This is a genomic window from Rubrivirga sp. (assembly GCF_965213695.1).
In the GTDB taxonomy this organism is placed as follows: domain Bacteria; phylum Bacteroidota; class Rhodothermia; order Rhodothermales; family Rubricoccaceae; genus Rubrivirga.
Genome location: NZ_OZ243912.1, coordinates 2,703,584 through 2,719,269 on the forward strand (window position 1 = coordinate 2,703,584; position 15,686 = coordinate 2,719,269).

Annotated in this window: 11 protein-coding genes and 1 pseudogene; 11 read left to right on the forward strand and 1 reads right to left on the reverse strand. The window is 71.5% G+C overall.

Going from position 1 to position 15,686, the window contains the following annotated elements:
- Nucleotides 1-386 precede the first annotated feature (386 nt).
- The 7 genes and pseudogenes from ACOOHE_RS12045 to ACOOHE_RS12075 all read left to right on the forward strand — a co-directional run bounded on the left by ACOOHE_RS12045 (nt 387) and on the right by ACOOHE_RS12075 (nt 6,744).
- Nucleotides 387-2,438 (forward strand): hypothetical protein, encoded by a 2,052-nt coding sequence (locus ACOOHE_RS12045; RefSeq protein ID WP_420454329.1) that lies wholly within the window; start codon nt 387-389, stop codon nt 2,436-2,438.
- A gap of 73 nt (nt 2,439-2,511) precedes the next feature.
- Nucleotides 2,512-2,667, forward strand: a complete 156-nt coding sequence (locus ACOOHE_RS12050; RefSeq protein WP_420454330.1) for a hypothetical protein — start codon at nt 2,512-2,514, stop codon at nt 2,665-2,667.
- A 40-nt stretch (nt 2,668-2,707) separates the two neighbouring features.
- Entirely contained in the window at nt 2,708-3,079 is a 372-nt protein-coding gene (locus tag ACOOHE_RS12055; protein ID WP_420454331.1) for a bifunctional 4-hydroxy-2-oxoglutarate aldolase/2-dehydro-3-deoxy-phosphogluconate aldolase, read from the forward strand.
- Nucleotides 3,080-3,218: 139 nt separating this feature from the next.
- A pseudogene (locus tag ACOOHE_RS12060) lies at nt 3,219-3,431 on the forward strand (PfkB family carbohydrate kinase); the annotation flags it as partial.
- Nucleotides 3,432-3,787: 356 nt separating this feature from the next.
- The gene (locus ACOOHE_RS12065; RefSeq protein WP_420454332.1) at nt 3,788-4,420 is read left to right on the forward strand and encodes a D-sedoheptulose-7-phosphate isomerase; all 633 of its coding nucleotides are present in this window, start codon (nt 3,788-3,790) and stop codon (nt 4,418-4,420) included.
- Nucleotides 4,417-5,463 (forward strand): ROK family protein, encoded by a 1,047-nt coding sequence (locus ACOOHE_RS12070; protein ID WP_420454333.1) that lies wholly within the window; start codon nt 4,417-4,419, stop codon nt 5,461-5,463. Before ACOOHE_RS12065 ends, ACOOHE_RS12070 begins: the two co-directional genes overlap by 4 nt.
- A 39-nt stretch (nt 5,464-5,502) precedes the next feature.
- Nucleotides 5,503-6,744, forward strand: a complete 1,242-nt coding sequence (locus ACOOHE_RS12075; protein WP_420454334.1) for an aspartate aminotransferase family protein — start codon at nt 5,503-5,505, stop codon at nt 6,742-6,744.
- Here the strand turns inward: ACOOHE_RS12075 and ACOOHE_RS12080 are convergent.
- Complete coding sequence (locus ACOOHE_RS12080; RefSeq protein WP_420454335.1) at nt 6,734-8,383, reverse strand: amidohydrolase family protein; 1,650 nt, start codon at nt 8,381-8,383, stop codon at nt 6,734-6,736. The genes ACOOHE_RS12075 and ACOOHE_RS12080 overlap by 11 nt on opposite strands.
- 187 nt (nt 8,384-8,570) lie before the next feature.
- Between ACOOHE_RS12080 and ACOOHE_RS12085 the strand changes: the two genes are divergently transcribed.
- From ACOOHE_RS12085 to ACOOHE_RS12100, 4 genes are all read left to right on the forward strand, one after another.
- Entirely contained in the window at nt 8,571-9,593 is a 1,023-nt protein-coding gene (locus tag ACOOHE_RS12085) for a Gfo/Idh/MocA family protein (protein ID WP_420454336.1), read from the forward strand.
- Nucleotides 9,594-9,738: 145 nt separating this feature from the next.
- Nucleotides 9,739-11,613, forward strand: coding sequence for a sodium:solute symporter family transporter (locus ACOOHE_RS12090; protein ID WP_420454337.1), 1,875 nt, complete (start codon nt 9,739-9,741; stop codon nt 11,611-11,613).
- 4 nt (nt 11,614-11,617) lie between these two features.
- Entirely contained in the window at nt 11,618-13,642 is a 2,025-nt protein-coding gene (locus ACOOHE_RS12095) for a heparinase II/III domain-containing protein (RefSeq protein WP_420454338.1), read from the forward strand.
- Nucleotides 13,639-15,669 (forward strand): heparinase II/III domain-containing protein, encoded by a 2,031-nt coding sequence (locus ACOOHE_RS12100; RefSeq protein ID WP_420454339.1) that lies wholly within the window; start codon nt 13,639-13,641, stop codon nt 15,667-15,669. Before ACOOHE_RS12095 ends, ACOOHE_RS12100 begins: the two co-directional genes overlap by 4 nt.
- Nucleotides 15,670-15,686 lie beyond the last annotated feature (17 nt).

The window sequence follows — 15,686 nt, forward strand, 5'->3', positions numbered from 1 at the left end:
TCACAACGGACCGACATCCCGTTCCACCTCACGTCTAAAGGGCCAAAGTGGCCCTCCAGGGCGACTCGGTCGACGTGCTTTGAGTTTGTTATTTGAAACAACATCCCAAATCTGGAGGGCATATCCTCCAGGCCTGTCTCCTCCCCCCCGCCATGACGGCCTCCGCTCTCCTCTCGGCCGTCCGGACCGTTGCCATTCCAAACTCCGCTAGTCCTGGGGTGCTCGAGGCGGCGCGGGAGCTTTGTGACCAGTTGGGGTTGGGGCCGCCCGCCGTGTCTTCCGAGCCGGGCGGGGGTTTAAACATGGACACCGGGCCTGGACCGTGGTCGCTTCCAGTCCCGCATCAGGAGGGGGGGTGGCTTTGGGCACGTCTGACTCCAGACGGCGTGGGCGAGCTCTCGGCCTCGAACCCCGCGTTCCTGGTGGCGCTCGTCGGTCTCTTGGCGGACGGCGCGTTGGACGACCGCGTGGAGGAGTTGCACGAAGGCCTGCGACTTCCCGTCTCGTTTCCGTTCCACCGGCCGCTCTACGACCACGTGCTCACGCAGGTGTCGAGGTCGGTGCGTGAGTTTGATCCGGAGCCGTACGTCGCGGGTCTCGCGCGTGCCGGCTTCACGCACGTCGAGGTGAACGCGCTTCAGGCCCACGTCCCGTTCGAGCCCGGCGTGCCCAGCGAGTACTACAACCAGTTCTACACGTACTGCGCAGGGCTCAGCCATTTCGTAGACAGCGCTCTCACACGAGGGCTGTACCCGGCAGAGTACCTGCAGGCCAACCTTAGACGCCTTCAAAAGCTAGCAGACATCGGGAGACGCTACGGATTGACGCCTGGGATCCTCTGCTTCGAGCCTCGCAGCTTGCCGGAGCACTTTTTCCAGCGCTACCCAACGCTCCGGGGCGCGCGGATCGACCACCCGTTCCGCTCGCACCTTCCTCGGTACACGCTCGCACAGGACCACCCCGTCGCGCGGGAGCACTACGCCGAGCTCATGCGCAACCTGATGGAGGCGGTCCCCGACCTCGGGTACCTCTCGGTGTGGAGCAACGACAGCGGCGCCGGGTTCGAGCACACGTCGTCGCTCTACGTCGGCCGGAACGGGGGGCCGTACATGATCCGGGAGTGGCGTGAGCACGACCAGATCGCCGAGACTGCGGCCCACGGCATGCTCCGGTGGCTCCGCCTGATGCGGAGCGCGGCGGCCGAAGTCAACCCGGAGTTCGAGGTCCTCCTTCGCCTCGAGCCGTTCAAGGTCGAGCACGACGCGCTGACCGAGGGCATGGGGGACGGGGTAGGCATGGAGGTCCCCTCCCTCCTCGTGCGGGGCTACGAGTTGCCGTACGCGCACCCCAAGTACCCCGAACAGACGAGCGCGGCCGGGACCCTCTTCCACACCGAGCTGGCCGACGAGGAGCGGGAGCTGCTGGCGGCGTACCAGGCCCGTGGCATCGAGCCGAAGATGACCTACGCGGTCACGTCGAGCTACAACCTCGAGCCCTTGCTGGGCACCCCCTACCCTCGGATGTTGCACCGGAAGCTCGTGTCGATGCGGGAGGCGGGGTTCAAGGCGGCGAGTGCCTGGGGGGGCCTGCTCCACCTGGAGAAGACGCCGTACTGGCCGCACCCCGACGTCATCCGCGCGGCCCAGTTCATGCCGGACGTCCCGATTGGCCGGGTGCTCGAGCAGGCGGCTACGCGCTGGGTCGGCCCCGACGACGCGGGCGACCTCGTGGGGGCTTGGGACGCCGTCGAGGACACTGTCGGCCACCTCCCGATTCTCCCACTCTACAGCCACTTCGGGTTCGTGTGGCTCCGGACGTGGGTCCGCCCGCTCGTCCCGGACATCGAGGCCATCCCCGTCGAGGACCGGCTGTACTACGAGCGGTTCCTGGTGAGCACGGCCAACAACCCAAACATCAACGACCTGGGCCGGGACGTCCTGTTCGTCCTCCTCACCGAGGCGACGGCCCGGCGGACGGCCCGCCAGTTCGACGAGAACGCCCTCCCTCGAGCGGAGGCGGCCGTGAGCCTTCTGCAGAGGCTGCTCGACGGTACGACGCGGGAGGGCGCGCGGGGTGTCTACACCGACCTTCTCGACCGGGCACGGGCGCTGCAGTGCTGGGCCACGACGCAACGGAACACGTGCGCCTGGGTCGCGAGCGTCTACGGGTACCTCGACGCCGGCACCGACGCCGAGCGCGACCGCCACCGGCGCGACGTCCAGGCGATGATCGACCTCGACGTCGAGAACACGCGGCGGCTCCTCGCGCTGTGGGAGCAGAGCGACACCGAGACCTTCCTCGTGTCCGACGTCGGCGAGACGAGCTTCGTGTACGGCGACAACATCGGGGACTTGCTCCGCCGCAAGCTCGACCTGACGGAGCGGTATCGGGACCGAGCGCCCGCCATCGACGCCGACATCCTCTGGCGCCTCCCGTGACCGACGCCGGTGCGCTCGGTACGACGTGCTGTCCGGCCTCTGACACCCCCGCTGACCCTCTCCCCTCCCCGCCTTGGACACGCCCACCGCCGCCACCCGTGCCGACGTCGTCTCGTGGATCACACGCGAGCGGGCCGTCGCCGTCGTCCGCACCGACGAGTCGGACAAGCTCGTCGAGGTCGCCCCGCCCTCGGGGCCGGCGGCGTCGTCTGCCTCGAGGTCACGATGACCGCAACGCCATTGAGGGCATCCGGGCCGTGACCGAGGCCATGCGCGGGAGCGTCCTCGTCGGCGCCGGGTCCGTGACCGACGTCGCGGCGGCCCGCACCGCCATCGAGGCCGGCGCCCGCTACGTCGTGAGCCCCGTGTTCAAGCGCGAGGTCGCGGCGGCCATGCCCGGCTGCTTCACGCCGACCGAGATCCTGACCGCCTGGGAGGCCGGCGCCGACGTGGTCAAGGTGTTCCCGGCCGGCGCGCTCGGGCCGGGGTTCATCCCAGGCCTCTCGGCGCCGCTCCCCCACCTCCGGCTCATGCCGACGGGCGGCGTCTCACTCGACAACGCGACCGAGTGGCTCCGCGCCGGGGCCGTCGCCGTGGGCGCCGGCTCGTCGCTCGTCGAGGCCGTGGCCGCCGGCGACTAGGACCGCCTGACGGCCAAGGCCCGGCGGCTCCGGGCCTCCGTCGACGCCGCCTAGCCCACCCTCGAGGACGCGTGACCTCGAGGCCGTGACCTGACCCGACCTCGAGGTCGCCCCACCCACTCGTCCACCATTCAGCCCCATGCCCACCGTCGTCACCTTTGGCGAGATCATGCTCCGGCTCTCGACGCCGGGGCCCACCCGCTTCGCCCAGGCCACCAGCTTCGACGCCTCGTTCGGCGGCGGCGAGGCCAACGTCGCCGTCTCGCTGGCCCACTTCGGCCACGGCGCCCGGTTCGTGTCGAAGCTCCCCGAGCACGAGGTCGGCCAGGCCGCCGTCAACCGGCTGCGCCAGTGACGACGCCGAGGCGGCGCTGGACTTCGCCGTCGCGGCGAGCGCGCTCAAGCAGACGATCCCCGGCGACCTCACCTCACGAGTGCGGACGAGGTCGAGAAGCTGGCCCAGGGCTCCGGCTCCGGACGCATCGAGCGATAGCCGGGGCCCGCCCCCGGATCCTCCGGGGCGCCGTGTGAACCGACTGAACGCGGTGGTTCAACGAACGACTGCCCGAACTACTCGGCTACCTTCCCACGGCCGAGCACGAAGACGCTTTCCAGCCGCCAAGAGGGCGGAGCCACTGACGTGGCTCTCACGCAACCCGGTCTCTGATAAGTCCGAGTCCATTCGCCACCAGCACAACGCGACGGTTGATGCAACGATTGACCACTCTCATCGAGCGTTATCCCGACCTGTCGGAGTGTCACGGGTCGATCAAAGATGCATACCAACTACTTGAACTAGCGTATGCTGACGACGGGCAGGTGCTGGTATGTGGAAACGGCGGGAGCGCGGCGGACAGCGAGCACATCGTGGCCGAGTTGATGAAGGGGTTCGCGCTCCCCCGCGCGGTCCCGGCCTCCGTCCGCGAGCGGCTCGCCCTCTCATCACCGGAGACGGGCAGCTACCTCGCGGACCACCTCCAGGGCGCCCTGCGCGCAGTCTCGCTCGTCAGCCAGACCAGCCTCGCGACGGCGTTCTCGAACGACGTCGCGCCCGACATGGCGTTCGCGCAGCAGGTCTACGGCTACGGCCGGCCGGGCGACGTGGTCTGGGGCATCAGCACGTCGGGCAACTCGGCCAACGTGGTCCACGCCCTCGAGGTCGGCCGGGCGCTCGGACTCCGCACGCTGGGCCTGACCGGGCGTGACGGGGGCGCGCTGGCGGCGTGTTGCGACGTCGTCGTTCGGGTGCCGTACGTGGACACGGCGGCGGTCCAAGAACGGCACGTCGCCGTGTACCACGCCCTCTGCCTCGCCCTCGAGGCACGGTTCTTCGGCCCATGAGACGCACCCTCGCTGGCCTCGACATCGGAGGGACGACGTGCGCCGCGACGCTCGCGAGCCTCGATGGGGACGCCGTTGTCATCGAGGGCCGGCGCCCGTTCGCGACGCCGACCTCCCCCGGCGAGACGCTGAGCCGCCTCGGGGTCGAGCTCGGGCGCTTGGTCGGTGAGCACGGAGCGGAGCCGAGCACCGTCGGCATCAGCTGTGGGGGGCCGCTCGACAGCCGTCGCGGGCTCGTGCTCTCGCCGCCCAACCTCCCCGGCTGGGACCGCGTCGACGTGGTCACGCCGTTCGAGCGGGCCTTCGGCGTCCCGGCCCTCGTCCAGAACGACGCGAACGCGGGCGCGCTCGCCGAGTGGATGTGGGGCGCCGGCCGGGGCTGCCAGAACATGATCTTCCTGACGTTCGGGACCGGCATGGGGGCCGGCCTCGTCCTCGACGGGCGCCTCTACAGCGGCACGACGGACGCCGCCGGCGAGGTGGGCCACGTCCGCCTGGCCGACGACGGGCCGGTCGGGTCCCACAAGGCCGGGTCGTTCGAGGGGTTCTGCAGCGGCGGTGGGATCGCGCAGCAGGCGCGGACGCGGGCCGAGCGCGCGATCCACGCCGGAGACGCCCCGTCGTTCTGCCCCACTCTCGGCGCGCTCCCGACGGTTACCGCCGAGACGGTCGGACGGGCGGCGCAGGCGGGGGACCCGCTCGCCCTCGAGGTCTACCGCGCCGTCGGCGAGCGCCTGGGCCAGGGGCTCGCGATCTTGGTCGACGTCCTCAACCCGGAGCGGATCGTGATCGGGAGCATCTACGGGCGGCAGCGCGGCCTCCTCGAGCCCGTCGTGATGGACGTGCTCCGCCGCGAGGCCCTGGAGTCGTCCCTGGCCGCGTGCGCCGTCGTGCCGGCGGGCCTGGGCGAGCGGGTCGGCGACTACGCCGCGCTCGCCGTCGCCCGTCAGGCCCTGTCCGACCTCGAGGGACCCGACCTCGAGGACGACGCTCGAAGGAGCAGCAATCGAGGTCGGCGGGAGCGACCTCGAGGCCGTGCCTAACCGCCACCCCCATCCCCCCACACGCATCCGCCTCCCCGCATGGACTCCGACGCCCTCTACCAACGCGCGCGTGAGCTGATGCCCTGGGGCACTCAGACCAACGCCAAGCGCCCCGTCGAGGCCTTCGAGGGCGTCATGCCCCTGTTCTTCGACCGGGCCGAGGGCTGCCGGCTCCGCACGCCCGAGGGCCGGTGGTTCATCGACTACCGGGCGGCCCTGGGGCCGATCCTGCTCGGCTACAAACACCCCGAGGTGGACGCGGCCGTGCGCGAGCAGCTCGAGCGCGGGGTCCTGTTCAGCATGGCGTCGCCCGTCGAGGTCGAGGTCGCCGAGCGGCTGGTCCGCGCCGTCCCGTCGCTCGAGCAGGTCCGGTTCATGAAGACGGGCAACGACGCCAACCTGTCGGCCGTCCGGCTGGCGCGCGGCTTCACCGGGCGCGACCACCTGGTCACGTGCGGCTACCACGGCTACGGCGACTGGTTCGCGTGCGGGACCGGGGCGCCGGCCTCCGTCGTCACGTCCGACGTCACGGGCGTTCCGGCCGCCCTCGACGCGCTCGTGACGCGCGTCGCGTACGGCGACCTCGAGGCGCTCGAGCGCGTGTTCGAGGCGCGCGGGCACGAGATCGCCGCGTTCATCACCGTCCCGTACGACTGGGGCGAGACCGTCGCCACGGCGTTCGTCGAGCGTGCGCGGGCGCTGACGGAGCAGCACGGGAGCCTGCTCATCTTCGACCAGGTGCTGACCGGCTTCCGGCTCGCGCGCGGCGGCGCCCAGGACTACTTCGGCGTCGTGCCGGACCTCTCGACCTACGCCAAGGCCCTCGCCAACGGCTACCCGCTCTCGGCCTACGGCGGGCGCCGCGACGTGATGGAGACGCTGTACCGCCTGACGATCACGACGACCTACGCCGGCGAGACGCTGTCGCTCGCCGCCGCCGCCGCCACCCTCGACGTCGTCGAGCGCGAGCCCGTGGTCGAGCACGTCTGGGCCATGGGCGAGCGCCTACGCGACGGGTTCGACCGGGCCGCCCGACGGCACGGTCTTGGGGCTCGGAGCATCGGCCTGCCCCCCGCCGTCCAGGTCCGCTTTAGCCGCGACCCCGAGACGGAGGCGCAGGCCCAGACCGTGTTTCAGCGTGAGCTCTACCGGCGCGGCATCTTCGCCTCCCGCCCGTTCCTGCTCACCTACGCCCACCAGCCGGCCGACATCGACGAGACCCTCGAGGCCGTGGACGCCGCCCTCGAGGTCGTCGCTGGGGACGCGGCGATCAGCCGGTGACCCCGTAGCGCCGCCGGAGCGCGTCGAGCGGGAGGCCGGCGTGGGCGAGCACGCGGAGCATGTTGCCGCCGAAGACGGCCTCCTTGTCGGCCTCGGAAATCTGGCTGTAGGCGACCCAGCCGAACTGGGGGATCGGGTCGCGCATCGGGGCGTCGGTGCAGTAGAGGACCCGGTCGGCCAGCCCTTGCTCGACGAAGAACTCCACGACGCCGTGGAGCACGCTGGTGAACGTCAGGTCGAGGAACACGTTGGGCCGGTCGCGGGCAAACGCGGCCCGCTCCCGAGCGACGTCCCAGGTCCACGCCGAGTGCGCCAGCAAGTACGACTGGTTCGGGTACCGATCGGTCAGGTCGGCGATCTCACTCAAAAAGGTGTCGCCGATGATCGTCTGATGCAGCTTGACGTAGCCGCCGATGGCGTTGCCTTTTTCGTACCACGGGTCGTAGAGCGGCGAGTTGTAGGGGAGCCCGACGCGGGGGTTGTACGGCTTGAGCCCGCGGAAACCGTAGGTGTCGTGGCAGAGCGCGATGTCGGCCTCGAGGTCGTCGCTCTTTTTCGGGTCGATGGTGGCGTAGCCCAGGACGTCGTCGGGGTAGCGCTGGGTAAGGTCGTGGATCAGCCTGTTGCCGCGCCGGTAGTCGATCCAGATGCCGACCCAAGACGAGCAGCAGAACCGGTCCACGCCCAGCCGCCGGTTCCGCCGGACCATGTGCTCGGCGTCGCCGTGCGGCATCGCGACGTACCCGCCGCCCATCAGCCCGTCGTGGAGCACGTGGGTGTGCGGGTCGATGACGGGGATGTGGTCGAGCGGCTCGCCGCGCTTGGCTGCGTTCAAGATGCGCCCCTGGTCCCGCTCCGGGTACGCCGGAGGCGCGACCTCGAGGCCGAGCAAACGCGCCAGGTTGCCGCCCGCCACCTTGGCCTTGTCGTCGTCGCCCAGCTCGCAGTAGTCGATAAACGACCGCGCGGCGCCGGGGCTCTTGAACGGCCACTCGGTCCCGAGCAGCAGCCGGTCCGCGCCGACCCGCTCGGCAAAGGCCTCGAGGCCGTAGTGGACCTGGAACGACGAGAACTCGACGTAGGTGCTGGCGTGGCGGTCGAGCAGCGCCGCGACGTCGCGGGTGTCCTCCCACCGCGACTTCTGGAGCAGGACGGGCAAGTCCGGGTGCCGCTCGCACAACCGGGCGACCTCGGCGAACGTGGCCTGCTGGTCGTCGCCGTAGCGCCCGACGTCGATCAGGAGCGGGATCTGGGCGTCCTCGAGGGCGGAGAAAACCAGCCCGCACACGTCGTCGTCGAAGCGGTAGCCGTGGCGGCGGGGGAACATCTTGGCCGCCCGCACGCCGCGCTCTCGCATCTCGGCGACGACCTCGGGGCCGGGCGCCATCTCGCCCATGTGGTGCGGGACGAGGACCCAGCACGGGAGCAGCCGGTCGTGGTCGGCCACCTCCTCCAAGAGCACGCGGTTGCCGTAGCCGGGGTCGTACTCGCGGGCCAGCCAGTGCCACACGAGCGCGCCGTGGATGCCGGCGTGCTCGAGGTCGGCGAGCAGCGACGACGGCTTCCACAAGACGCGCGCGTCGGTCGGGCCGTTCATCCCGATGGAGGCGCACGAGTCGAGGTAGAGCGGGGACGGCATCTGGAGTCGGATCGAGGGACCGGCCAAGCTCCGACGCGGCGCCCTCGATGCCAAGGCCTCAAGCGCGTTCGGGCGACCTCGAGGGCGAACCCGACATCGAGGTCGGGCCGAGACCTCCACCGTCATACCCCGTCCGTTGACAAGCGCCTCGCCCCTGCCTACGCTCCCCCCGTCCCCATCCCACCCCATGTCCTCCCCCCTCCGCGTCGGACTCGCCGGGCTCGGCGGCCACGGCCGCGCCCACCAGCGTGCGGCCCAGGCGCTCCCCGACCTCGTCACCGTCGCCGCCGTCTACGACCCGAACCAAGCCGAGGCCCAGGCCGCCGCGGATCGGTTCGGATGCCCAGCGGCCCCGTCCTACGACGCCCTCTTGGCGTCCGACCTCGATGCCGTCGTGCTCGTGACGCCCAACGCCGTCCACCGCGCCCAGGCCGAGGCGGCGTTCGCGGCCGGCCTCGACGTGCTCGTCGAGAAGCCCATCGCCAACACCGTCGCCGACGGGCGGGCCATGATCGAGGCCGCCCGCCGGGCGGGGCGGACGCTCATGGTGGGCCACAACATCCGCCTGGGCCGCGCGGCGCGCGAGGCCAAGGCCCGGATCACACGGGGCGACGTCGGCAGGGTGGTGGGCGTCGAGATCCACTACTCGGCGGACAACGTCCAGAAAGGGACGCACGGCGGGTGGAGGTTCGAGCCGGGCGCGTTCCCGCTGCTCCCCATGATGCAGCTCGGCATCCACGCCGTGGACCTGGCGCACTACCTCGTCGGCCGCGTCGAGGGCGTCACCGCGCACGCCCGCTCGGTCCTGACGCGGCCCGGCGTCGTCGATACGGTGGCTGGCCTGCTCGACCTCGAGGGCGGCGTCGTGGGGACCGTCGTCAGCACCTACTGCACGCCGGACCTGTTTCAGGTCCGCGTCTCCGGGACGTCCGGCCTGATCGTCCTCGACTGGATTCCCCACCGGCTCACGGTCCTGCCCCAGGGCAACCGCACCGAGGCCCCCGAGGTCCTGGACTTTAGCGCGCACGCCAACGAGGACATCGAGCGCGAGTGGCGGGCGTTTGCGGAGGCGATTCGGAGCGGGCAGACCCCCGAGACCGATGGCTCGGTAGGGCTGGCGGCGCTCGCCGTCGTGGAGGCGATGGCGGAGAGCGCCGAGTCCGGACGGCGGGTCCTGGTCGCCGGAGCCGACCTCGAGGCCGAGGCCTAGCCACAGGAAAAGCCTAGACGACGCCTGTGTCCCGTATTTGAAACGAGGTTTTCATTTTGGAATGTCGCGCGACTATTCGGTATCGTCGCCTTCACGCCGCGTTCTCGTCCTCGAGGCTGGAAGCGGTTCCAGACCGCCCCCGCAGATGTCCCCCACCGCCCCGGAGCTCACCTTCCTCAACGGGCTCGACTACGTCGTGCTGGGGCTCTACATGTTGGCCGTCGTGGGCATCGGGGTGTACCTCTCGCGGTTCAACCGCAAGACCGAGGACTACTTCAAGGGCGGCGGGCACGTGCCGTGGGGCCTGGCCGGCGTGTCCCTGTTCATCTCCGGCTTCTCCGCGTTCATGTTCGTCGGCGCGGCCGGCGTGGCGTACGGGAACGGGGGCGGGGCGCTCGTGCTGTTCGCGCTCGCGGGGCCGGCCTACCTGTTCGGCTACTTCGTCTACGGTCGGCTCTGGCGGCGGTCGCGGATCGACACGCCGATGCAGTTCCTGGGCCGCCGCTACTCGCCGGGGACGACCTACTTCTACACGCTCCTGGCGGTGATCCCGAACGTGTTGGTGCTCGGGATCATGATCTACACGCTCTGCATCCTGACCTCGACCGCGCTCGGGTTCAACACGCTGCTGTTCGACCTGGGCGTCGTGACCCTCAACGGGTTCCAGCTGAGCCTGATCGTCACGGGCCTGGTGCTCGTGGTGTACACGATGGTCGGCGGGCTGTGGGCGGTGATGGTGACGGACGCGCTCCAGTTCCTGATCCTGTTCCTGCTCACGCTCGTGATGGTCCCCGTGACCTACCACTTCGTCGGCGACGGGAGCATCGCCGACGGCGTGTCGAGGTTGATCCGCGAGGCGCCGGACGGCTACTTCAGCGTGACGCTGGACGGACAGCCGACGCTGTTCTGGCTCGCCTACTTCGTGACCGTCGTTCTGGGCTACAACGTGCAGTGGCACATCGCGCAGCGCTACTACAGCGTGCCCGACGAGCGCGACACGAGGAAGATGGCGCTGTGGTGCGCGGGGCTGGGCGCGGCGATGCCGCTCCTGTGGATCACGCCCGTCCTGGTGACGCCGATCCTGTTCCCGGACATCGCGGCGATGTGGCCCGAGCTCGCCAAGCCATCCGAGGCCGCGTTCGTGTCGCTGGCCCTGTCGGTCCTGCCCCACGGCCTGCTGGGGTTCATGGTGGCGGCCATCTTCGCCGCCACGATGTCGTCGGCCGACACGACGTTCAACTGGCTCGCGGCGGTTCTCACGAAGGACGTCTACGTGCCGGTCAAGGAGAGGCTGGGGCACGGGACGCCGTCGGACCGCCGGCAGCTGCTGTTCGGCAAGCTGAGCGTGGCCGCGATGGGCGTCCTCGCCATCGGGATCGCGCTCAACATGGGCCGGTTCGGGGGCGCGTTCGACGTCTACCTCCGGGCCGACTCGCTCTACAAGGCCCCCATGTTTATCCCGGTCCTGCTGGGGCTGGTCTACACCAAGACGCCGTGGTGGTCGGCGATTGCGGCGTTCGTGGCCGGCGTCGTCGGGATTATCGGGGTCGGGATGTGGGCCGGGATCGCCCAGGGCCAGCCGACGAGCACGCTGCTCAACGTCTTCGCCGACGTCCGCCTGACGGTGTTCGGCTTGGAGATGGGGCGGTTCGAGCTCAACGTCTTGGTCGGCGCCGTCGTGAGCACGGTCGCGTTCTTCGCCACGTCGCTGTTCAACACGCGCGAGGGCGCGTTCCGCGAGCGGATCGAGGCGTTCGAGCACGACCTGAGCACGCCCGCGCTGGCCGCTCCGGGCGCCGCCCTCGACCTGCGGGGCCTGCGCGCCTACCGCCTGGCGGCGCGGATGGGGATGGGCGTCGGCGTCCTCCTGATCGCGTTCGCCGCCTTCACGTTTGCCGAGCGCGGCGTGATCAACCTCATCGCCGGCCTCGGCGCGCTCCTCTTGAGCGCCGCCATCGAGGTCGGGACGCGGCGGTACGAGCGCCGCCACGCCGTCCGGCCCGTTCCCATCGACCTCTGACGCCATGAACCGACGCACCGCCCTCAAGTCCGGCGCCAGCGCCGCGCTCCTCGCCGCCTTCGCCCCGCTCCCGCTCGGGTTCACGCGGGCGCCGGCGGACCGGCTCTACTTCTCGCTCGACGCGCTGCCCAAGATCCGGGCGGCGGCGCGCTCGCCGTTGCTCGCGCCGGTCTTTGCCGAGTGGCGGGCGGAGAGCCCGGACGTCGTGTCGGCGGCCATAGACAAGGCCGTCGCCTCTGGCGACCTGCTGTCCGACTTCGCCGCGGCGATGGAGGCGATGACGCGGCAGGCCGTGGTCCACCTGGTCGAGCCGAGCGCCGCGCGCGAGCGCGCCGTCCTCGAGGCCATCGAGGCCGCCGTCGCCCTCCCCAAGTGGGACTACTTCTACGACGGCGACGCCGAGATCGGGATCATGCGGTCGTCGCTGGCCAACGACCGCCTGCTGTTCGCCCGCGAGGTGCTGGGGCCAGACCTTCCGACCTCGACGGAGGACCGGCTCTTGGACGCCGTCGCCGAGAAGGGGACGCTCCCGTGCTACCGGACGATCGTGGGGATGGACCACCCGGAGACCGTCGTCGGCTGGCGGTTCGACGACAACCACAGCCAGACCTACGACATCGACCTGAGCCGGTGGCCCGAGATCCTGGGGGCCATCAACCTGCGGGCGGTCCCGACGATGGGGCTGGGGATCGGGGCGCTCGCGCTGCTCGACCGGGACCCCCGCGCCCGGCTGTGGCTGGACACGGCGGTCTCGAGCGCCCGGCAGTTCCTCGACTTCCTGTCCGCCGACGGGAGCTACTTCGAGGGGCTGAGCTACGTCGGCTACTCGTTCGACACGCTGTTCTCGTTCTTGGAGGCCCACGAGCGCGTCGAGGGCACCATCGACTGGGCGGACCAGGCCAACTTCGAGGGCGTCGCGCGCTACGTGATGGCGATGCAGGCCGGCCGCAACGCCGACGGCTCGGCCGACATCGTCAACTTCAGCGACGCATTCACGAGCGTCCGCCCGTGCCTGCCGTCGTGGATCGCGCGGCAGACCGGGAGCGGGCTCGCCCAGTACGCCGCCGAGACCGTCTCGCGGCCGGGCTACTACCTCGACTTCCTGTGGTACGACCCGGAGCGGCCGGCGACGCCCCCGCCGGCGTCGCTCGAGAACGCCCGCCTCGACCTCGACTGGGTGGTCTGCCGGAGCGGCTGGGAGCCCGACGACGCCGTCCTCGCCTTCCGCGGCGGCCGGCCGGCCAACCACGAGCACGCCGACCGGAACAGCTTCTTCTACAAGGTGCACGGCGAGCGCCTGCTGACCGACCACTACGGGGCGGCCTACGACTGGCGCCAGCCGAAGTGGCTCCTCCGCCAGACCGAGGCCCACAACGCCGTGCTCATTGACGGGCACGGGCACCAGTACCACGACGGCAGCGAGGGCACGAATGAGAGCCAGGCCCAGGCCGACCTCATCCGCTTCGAGGTCGGCGACGCCCAAGACCCGCTCCGCACCGACCGCGTGTGGTGGTGCAGCGACGCGACCCAGGCGTATGGCCTGGTGGACCCGGACACGGAGCGGGTGCGGCGCACGGTCCTGTTTGCCAAGCCCGACGTGGTGGTCCTGTTCGACCAGGTGGACAAGGGCAGGGCGCCCTCGACGGCCGCCGTCCGCTTTTTCCCCGACAACCGCGACGGCCTGGCCGCCCTCGACGTGGCCGGCGGGGCGTTCACGATCCGCCGCCCCCGCGCGACGCTGCACGGGCGGACGTTTGCCCGGGCCGACCTCGAGGTCGCCGAGGGCAGGCTCGACCTCGAGGCCGCGGAGGGCGTGTACCCGTTCGTCGAGGTCGCCGCCGGGGCGGGCCACCGGCACGAGATCGTGACGGTCCTGGTGTCCCGGCCGGCCGGCGGTGGCGGGCCACCCGCCGTCGAGGTCGAGCCCGACGCCGACGGGTGGACGGTCCGCGTCGGCAGCGTGGCGGCGCGGATCGGGTCGGTGGACGGGGGGGTCCTGGGCCGCGTGCCGGACGTCCGGTGGCTATGACCCGACGCGACCTCATCCGGCTCGGCGGGAGCGCCGCCGCGCTGGCCCTCCTCCCGCTCCCGGCCTTTGCCGGCGGGCGCCCGCGCTCGGCCGCGCGGCTGTTTTTCGACCTCGAGGACGTCCCGCGCATCCGGGCGACGGCTGCGAGCCCGATCCTGAGCCCCACGCTCGACGCCTGGGCCGTCGCCGGCCCGGCCCCCGCGCGCCGGGCCATCGAGACCCTGGCCCGGACGGGCGAGAAGATCCGCGACCTCAACGCCGTGCTGGAGCGGGTCACCGAGCAGGGCGTGCTCCACCTGGTGGACCCCGACCCGCGCCGCGAGGCGCTGCTGCTGGACGGCATCGACGTCGTCCTCGACCTGCCGGACTGGGACTTTTTCGTGGACGGGACCACGCCCATCGGCATCCAGCGGGCCTCGGCGGCGACGGAGCGGCTCCTGTTCCTGCGCGAGGTGCTGGGCGACGCGCTCGGGGCCGAGCGCGAGGCGCGCTTGATGGCCGACGTCGCCGACAAGGGCTGCGCGCCGTGCGCACTCACGCTCTCCGGCATGGAGGACCCGGCCTCGGTGCAGGGGTGGCGGCTGGACGACCAGCACGCGGCCTACGTGGACTACGACATGGCGAACTGGCCCGTGATCCTGGGCGCGAACAACCTCCGCGCCGCGCCGCTGTCGGGCCTCGGCCTCGGCGCCCTGGCGCTCGACGGCCTCGACGCCCGCGCCGGGGGCTGGCTCGACCAGGCCGTGCGCAACGCCCGGGTCGTCCTCGGATTTTTCGACCCGGACGGGACCTACTTCGAGGGCGTCAGCTACGCCGACTACACGCTCCGCTCGCTGTTCGCCTTTTTCGACGCCCACCAGCGCGTGGACCCGTCGGTGCGCTGGGCCGACAGGGTCAACCTGACGGGGACCGTCCGGTTCATCCTCGCCATGCAGGCCGGCCGCACCGCCGACGGCTCGCCCGACGTCGTCAACTTCAGCGACGCCCGCAACTCGGCGGCGCTGTGCGTGCCCGCGTGGGTGGCCCGCCAGACGGAGGGGACGCCGACCGCGAACGTGGCCCAGTTCGCCGTCGAGCGGGTCTCGCGGCCCGGCGCGTTCCAGGACGTCCTGTGGGTCGATCCCGACCGGCCCCTCGCCTTCCCGCCCGAGTCCTACCGCGACGTCCGCCTGGACAACGACTGGATCGTCTGCCGGACCGGCTGGGCGGCCGACGACGCCGTCCTCGCCCTCCGCAGCGGCGGCCCGGCCAACCACGAGCACGCCGACCGGAACGGCCTCCTGTTCAAGGCCTACGGCGAGCGGCTGCTGACCGACCCGCACGGGGCCGCGTACGACGCGCGGCTGCCGGGGTGGCTGCTGCGCCAGACCGAGGCCCACAACGCCGTGCTCATCGACGGGCGGGGCCACCAGTACCACGGCGGCGAGGAGGGCGTAAACGAGAGCCTCGCCGCCGCGACCGTGACGCGGTTCGAGGACGACGGGGACCGTGTCTGGTTCACGAGCGACGCCACGCCCGCCTACCGCCTGGTCGACCCCGACGTCGCGCTCGTCCGCCGGACCGTCGCGTTCCTGAAGCCGGACGTCGTCGTCGTCCTCGACGAGGTGCGGAAATCGAGGACGCCGTCGCGCGTCGAGGTCCGGTTCCACCCCGACAACCGCGACGGGGCGGCCGTCCTCGAGGCCGACCCCACGGCCGCCGCGCTCGACCCCGACGGGGCGGCGTTCGCGATCGCCCGCCCGACGGCCGCCCTCTTCGGCCGCGCCGCCGGCCGCTCGGCGCTCTCGCTGGCGACGGGCCGCCTCGACCTCCCGGACGACCTGGGCCACTTCCCGTTCGTCCGGGTCGCCGCCGAGCCCGGGCTGCGCCACGAGATCGTGACCGTGCTCGTGGCCCGGCCGGCCGGCGTCGCAGGCCCGGCCCCGGCCCGCCTGACGCCCCGGCCCGACGGCTGGACCCTGACGGCCGACGGCCAGCGCCTCGAGGTCGCACACGTCCGCGGCGCGCCCGAGGTCCGGTGGACGTGACCGGCCGCCCCGCCCCC

Excerpts from the sequence above, each read along its gene's own strand:
- ACOOHE_RS12055 (WP_420454331.1), top strand. The coding sequence starts at position 2,708 with ATGCGCGGGAGCGTCCTCGTCGGCGCCGGGTCCGTGACCGACGTCGCG.
- ACOOHE_RS12065 (WP_420454332.1), top strand. The coding sequence starts at position 3,788 with ATGCAACGATTGACCACTCTCATCGAGCGTTATCCCGACCTGTCGGAG.
- ACOOHE_RS12070 (WP_420454333.1), top strand. The coding sequence starts at position 4,417 with ATGAGACGCACCCTCGCTGGCCTCGACATCGGAGGGACGACGTGCGCC.
- ACOOHE_RS12075 (WP_420454334.1), top strand. The coding sequence starts at position 5,503 with ATGGACTCCGACGCCCTCTACCAACGCGCGCGTGAGCTGATGCCCTGG.
- ACOOHE_RS12080 (WP_420454335.1), bottom strand. The coding sequence starts at position 8,383 with ATGCCGTCCCCGCTCTACCTCGACTCGTGCGCCTCCATCGGGATGAAC.
- ACOOHE_RS12085 (WP_420454336.1), top strand. The coding sequence starts at position 8,571 with ATGTCCTCCCCCCTCCGCGTCGGACTCGCCGGGCTCGGCGGCCACGGC.
- ACOOHE_RS12090 (WP_420454337.1), top strand. The coding sequence starts at position 9,739 with ATGTCCCCCACCGCCCCGGAGCTCACCTTCCTCAACGGGCTCGACTAC.
- ACOOHE_RS12095 (WP_420454338.1), top strand. The coding sequence starts at position 11,618 with ATGAACCGACGCACCGCCCTCAAGTCCGGCGCCAGCGCCGCGCTCCTC.
- ACOOHE_RS12100 (WP_420454339.1), top strand. The coding sequence starts at position 13,639 with ATGACCCGACGCGACCTCATCCGGCTCGGCGGGAGCGCCGCCGCGCTG.